Annotated in this window: 5 protein-coding genes; all 5 read right to left on the bottom strand. The window is 43.9% G+C overall.

Features of this window, described 5'->3' with window-relative positions; genetic code table 11:
* Positions 1–314: 314 nt before the first annotated feature.
* The 5 genes from U9P07_03630 to U9P07_03610 all read right to left on the bottom strand — a co-directional run bounded on the left by U9P07_03630 (position 315) and on the right by U9P07_03610 (position 3983).
* The gene (locus U9P07_03630) at positions 315–968 is read right to left on the bottom strand and encodes a hypothetical protein (protein ID MEA2108489.1); all 654 of its coding nucleotides are present in this window, start codon (positions 966–968) and stop codon (positions 315–317) included.
* A 164-nt stretch (positions 969–1132) separates the two neighbouring features.
* On the bottom strand, positions 1133–1945 hold the full coding sequence (locus U9P07_03625; protein MEA2108488.1) for a DUF4065 domain-containing protein: 813 nt from the start codon (positions 1943–1945) through the stop codon (positions 1133–1135).
* Positions 1942–2313 carry a hypothetical protein gene (locus U9P07_03620; protein ID MEA2108487.1) on the bottom strand — a complete coding sequence of 124 codons (372 nt, stop codon included), beginning with the start codon at positions 2311–2313 and terminating at the stop codon, positions 1942–1944. The genes U9P07_03625 and U9P07_03620 overlap by 4 nt, the downstream gene beginning before the upstream one ends.
* Before the next feature lie 132 nt (positions 2314–2445).
* Positions 2446–2580: a hypothetical protein gene (locus U9P07_03615; protein ID MEA2108486.1), complete on the bottom strand. Its 135-nt coding sequence runs from the start codon at positions 2578–2580 to the stop codon at positions 2446–2448.
* Positions 2577–3983, bottom strand: coding sequence for a putative DNA binding domain-containing protein (locus U9P07_03610; protein MEA2108485.1), 1407 nt, complete (start codon positions 3981–3983; stop codon positions 2577–2579). Before U9P07_03610 ends, U9P07_03615 begins: the two co-directional genes overlap by 4 nt.
* Between the last annotated feature and the right edge of the window lie 547 nt (positions 3984–4530).

The raw sequence follows: 4530 nt of genomic DNA, 5'->3' as shown, positions 1-4530 counted from the left end.
GAATGAATGGGCATTGGCAGTCAAGCCGGGCATCAGCACCAGGGTCATTCCCTCGCCCGGATGATCCAGATAATGCAGTCGAATGCCGTTGGTCGAAACGAATTGATCCATTTTCTTCCTCCTGGATATTTTGGAGTCGTGGTTAAATTACACCATAAATTCCACAAGCTTACTTGCCGGATCGTAATGCTAAGACAAAAAATGGAGTATTCTTATCAGTCTCATTGAAAACCGGAGTCTATCCCCGGTTTTATTGACGATGGTTACGACCAGGTGGAGATTAGTAAAACACAAAACCTTATTGACTATGGTTATCATTTAAATTTACCGACCCCAAATTTTACAATTTTCCTCTTGCCGTCCTTTGTTTCTATTATGTGCCCACCAACATTATCACCCAGCATGTCAGGATGCAGGTTGTTCTTGACATAGTTTAAGTAACCATAAGCTCCGAAAGGACCACCAGTCATTTTTTTTACCGAAATGATAATTCTTAACATAACTTTACATATCAAAGATTCCGGTTCTTTTTCTTCTTTAAGACTATCATAAACCCTCATGGTCAAAGAAAAAAAATCATCGGGATCGACCATTTTCCCCTTGATTTTATGGAAATAAAGATCACTAAGAGTCCCTTTTATTTTTTGATCAGTAAGATTAAACAGATCCTTTGAGTAGCATTCGGCAAAAAATGATTCGAACGCATATGCAACTCGTTTTGCATCAGGTTCTTTGAAAATGTCGTCAGTCTCAGAATGAGGTATCTTTTTCAATTCCGTACTGAGCTCTTTTTCTTTCCTGATTTTTTGTTGATATACTTCATTGTCAAGATAACGACACTCCTGATCACACGAAATATTTTTCAGACGATTTTCCCCACAACATTGGGAGCAAATCAATTTATCTAAACTGCTACAATATCGCTTTGCGACCCTTTTCCCACAATATCCACATTTAGGCTTTGCCATGAAATACCACCACCCATATTTAAACGATTAAGTTGAGGCAACTACTCAAGTGCCCACCATAAATCTAAAGTAAATAGCGTCGAACGCCGCTTCGCTCCTCATTACCGGGAAGAGTAAAACCGGGGTCTGACCCCGGTTTTGAACACTACCCACAATTTCACCGCCTAAATCTCGGTCAATTCATAGGCACGAGAGTATGATATCAAAGCTCCCGTTTCGGTTTCCCGCCATATTTTTTCACGGTGGGCGGCGTCATAGACTATCTGCTCTTCAGGAAACTTCGTAATAACTTGATCCAATACCCGCAGCTCTTCATCGGTTAAAGGTTCTGCCTTGTTTTCATCTGATTCCTTTATAAGATCAATCAAATCCCTGTAGTTATTAAGCTGAGGGCCATAGGTAATGGCGGCATATGACGCCCCGGTCAAGCCGCGGCCCAATTGCCGGAAACAGACAAAATCCGCGTACCAGAGATATTTAGCCAGAAATAAAAGCTTATCGCCTTTCTTTAACAACTTTTTTCTTGATAATGCCTCAAGATACCTGGTCACTAATTTGATGCGCGGCAAGGATATTTCACGATTCCCGGAAAAATTATTCGTCTGAGCACTCCCCTGAAGATGCACACGCAGGGCATTATCCATGGATGCACTCTGAACCGTACCGGTTTCCCAGCGTTTAAGGCTAGCAATCCCAATATTCATAATCTCAGCAAGTTGCTGCTGAGTCAAATGACGTGATTTTCGGAGCTCTTTAATCTCATTACTGGTTAAAAAACCTTGTTTGACACGATAAGCGTCAGCAATAGACAGCTGCAATGCACCTGCCGATTGCGGCGTCCCGGCTTCCAAACCACATTCAGGACACAGGTAAACATCAGCCTCAACGACTATATCAACCCCTTTAAAAATCATCTCTTTTTTAACGGTCTTCAGCTCCATAGGCCCGTGGCCCTTGGGGCAAGACAAAGTTTTCATGATTCCTCCTTCATCGGCCGGTCCGAGTGCAGTGATACCAGCCAAAACATCTCTTCCGCCAAAGCAAACTTGAAATAAATCCGGCATTTAAACCGGCTGCTTTCGACGGAAAACGCGAAAAGTTCCAGGTCCCGAATATCCTTTTCATATGATTTTTGTGGAGGTCTCGATCCGGTGTAATGCGCCGGATTAGTTTCATCAAGCAGTTCAACAAGAACTGCTTCCAGTTCTATCTCTATACTGTAATCCAGATCCATGGCATCGGCTGCCAGCGACAATTGATTAAGCAGTGCAACCCGCCCTTTTCTGATTGCCTGGCCGGCCGCATACAATTTGCGAGTCAATTCCTTATGCGATGGTCTATTCATAATAGTATAGTATCAATTGATACCTTGTCAAGAAATAATTGATTTATTGATAGGGCCTTGTTATCAAAAATCTGTAGATTGGGGATTCCCGGTCGGCTGGAAGTCGCGGTGATTATCGTGGCTTTTTGCTTTTCAAGGAACCATTTCCGGCTTCAGCCAACTCAAGTCCAATTGTTGTCGCAGTAATTTTTCCTTCCAGTGGTCAGAACCAGATGTCTCCATTTTCTCCAAATCAAACCATATGGCATCTTCAACGTTCCAACTCATTCAATAACCTTCCAATACCCACCCCTAGCCGAACCAATACGACGAAGGCGATCCTGTTTTTTAAGTTTGTCAATTTGCTTGAGAATTGCCCGTTTAGAAATACACAAAGCCTCACCCAGCGCTTCAGTGGTAATCGTTGCATCCATCCGGATCAGCTCAATAATCCGCTCTTCAGTTTTCGGTGAACTTTTTAGTGAACTTTTTAGTGAACTTTCGGGTGAAATAAGTGCCTCCATCGAATCCCCGCCCTTTTTTCGGTGAACCGTCACAGTGAACATACATCCGTCCCGGTCATCGAGAAAGTCTATCTGCGGATATAACTCAAGCGCACGCTTAATACCTGAACCCAACCCGTGATAAGGCAACATCCCTTTGGCAACATAGGAGACCAGGATAGGATTACGGATATTGGAGTTTCCTGTCCTGATCTTCTCTACTGTCAGATTGTTGGGCAGATGGCCGGGACTGATGATTTCAATACGATTGTCGAAGATAAAAAGACGGATTGGGGCACTGACCAGATAGTCGCGATGCACCAAGGCATTAACCAACAGTTCCTCAAAAACTGCCTCCGGGATTTCCGGAACACCGGGTGCATTTACCCCACGACCGGCCTGAACCTTATGCAGATTACGCATGACAAAAGCCATGGAGTCATCAAATAATTTGGACAAAGGACCAGAAAAATCCTCGGTATCCACATAGTCGCTGACATGAATCTCGTTGCCAGGATAACGAATCGCTTTGACCACAAATTGCGGTTTTATCCACTCAGGACGTTCGGTAAACAATAGCACCCCAGCCAGGTTCATCTTCCCGTCATCGGTTGCCAGATTCATGTTCTGCAACAGCCGGGTCAACTCGAGGAAAGAATCCGGATAATCCTCTTTATACACATCCCGCAAAAAGTCGCGAAAGCGCAACTTATCCAACTTATCGATTCCTGCTTTGGTAGGCAGCTCGTCGGCATGGAACTGATCTGAAATCTGAAACAGTCGACGCAATTCTTCCTTTGAGTTCACCCGCCGTTTGTCCGCGCCAGTCTTCAGCCAAATGATGCCATTCTTATCAAAATAAGGTTTGTCTATCCCCTTAGGTACGGTCAACACGATGACAATGCGGCCATTTTCCAATGCAACATTCTCGGTTTGAACCGTCAGAGGGCTGCGCACCTGCTGACTGGCAGCATTACTGATCAGTTGATTGATTCGGGAAACATCCTCTTTTGATAAACCATGCATAGAACCGTCATCCGCTACGCCGATATAAACACTACCACCATTAGAATTGGCGAAAGCTGCCATTTCTGACGCTAGCGATTCACCATTACGGACATCAACCTTAAACTGGCGGGTACTGTCTTCCCCAAGAGATATATGGAAGAAAAGATCAGATTTTTTCATGGGGTCCCCCCGGTTTGGTATTACACATAGTTTCGCTAACGACATCATCGGACAAAAGAGAATCATTAGCACTTCAATCTCATTACCGGTTAATAAGTGCCCTGCTTGGTACGATAAAAATCGGCTGCCGACAATAGCTGATCAGGTAGCGCGACCCACCTCTCCAATTTCTCAATTTAGGATGGTGGGTTCCTTAAAAGCACCATTTTTGCCCGCGGAATGGCTTTCTCAGACCATTTCGGCCTTGATTTAAAGCATATTAATTGTCATTTCAAGAAGTTCCTTCTGAAATGCTCGAACAAACAACTGGCAACTATTCTCAGTCACATTGCAAAACCGGGGTCTGTCCCCGGTTTTGTACCCGGTTTTGTACTTGCCAGATCGTAATACTAAGACAAAAAATAGAGGGATTTTACAATCTCATTGAAAACCGGGGTCTGTTCCAGGTTTTTGGAAAAACAGGGTTTATCCTCGGTTTTTCGGTTTTCACTGGCCTTCGCTATTGACAGAAGGAGCAAAATGTGAAATATGTGAATTGTTCTCTACC

The sequence above is a fragment of the Pseudomonadota bacterium genome (assembly GCA_034660915.1).
Classification (GTDB): Bacteria; Desulfobacterota; Anaeroferrophillalia; order Anaeroferrophillales; family Anaeroferrophillaceae; genus DQWO01.
This window is presented reverse-complemented; position numbering and strand designations above follow the sequence as displayed.

Coding starts and splice junctions, on each gene's coding strand:
- U9P07_03615 (MEA2108486.1), bottom strand. CDS start 2,580: ATGAGTTGGAACGTTGAAGATGCCATATGGTTTGATTTGGAGAAAATG.
- U9P07_03630 (MEA2108489.1), bottom strand. CDS start 968: ATGGCAAAGCCTAAATGTGGATATTGTGGGAAAAGGGTCGCAAAGCGA.
- U9P07_03610 (MEA2108485.1), bottom strand. CDS start 3,983: ATGAAAAAATCTGATCTTTTCTTCCATATATCTCTTGGGGAAGACAGT.
- U9P07_03620 (MEA2108487.1), bottom strand. CDS start 2,313: ATGAATAGACCATCGCATAAGGAATTGACTCGCAAATTGTATGCGGCC.
- U9P07_03625 (MEA2108488.1), bottom strand. CDS start 1,945: ATGAAAACTTTGTCTTGCCCCAAGGGCCACGGGCCTATGGAGCTGAAG.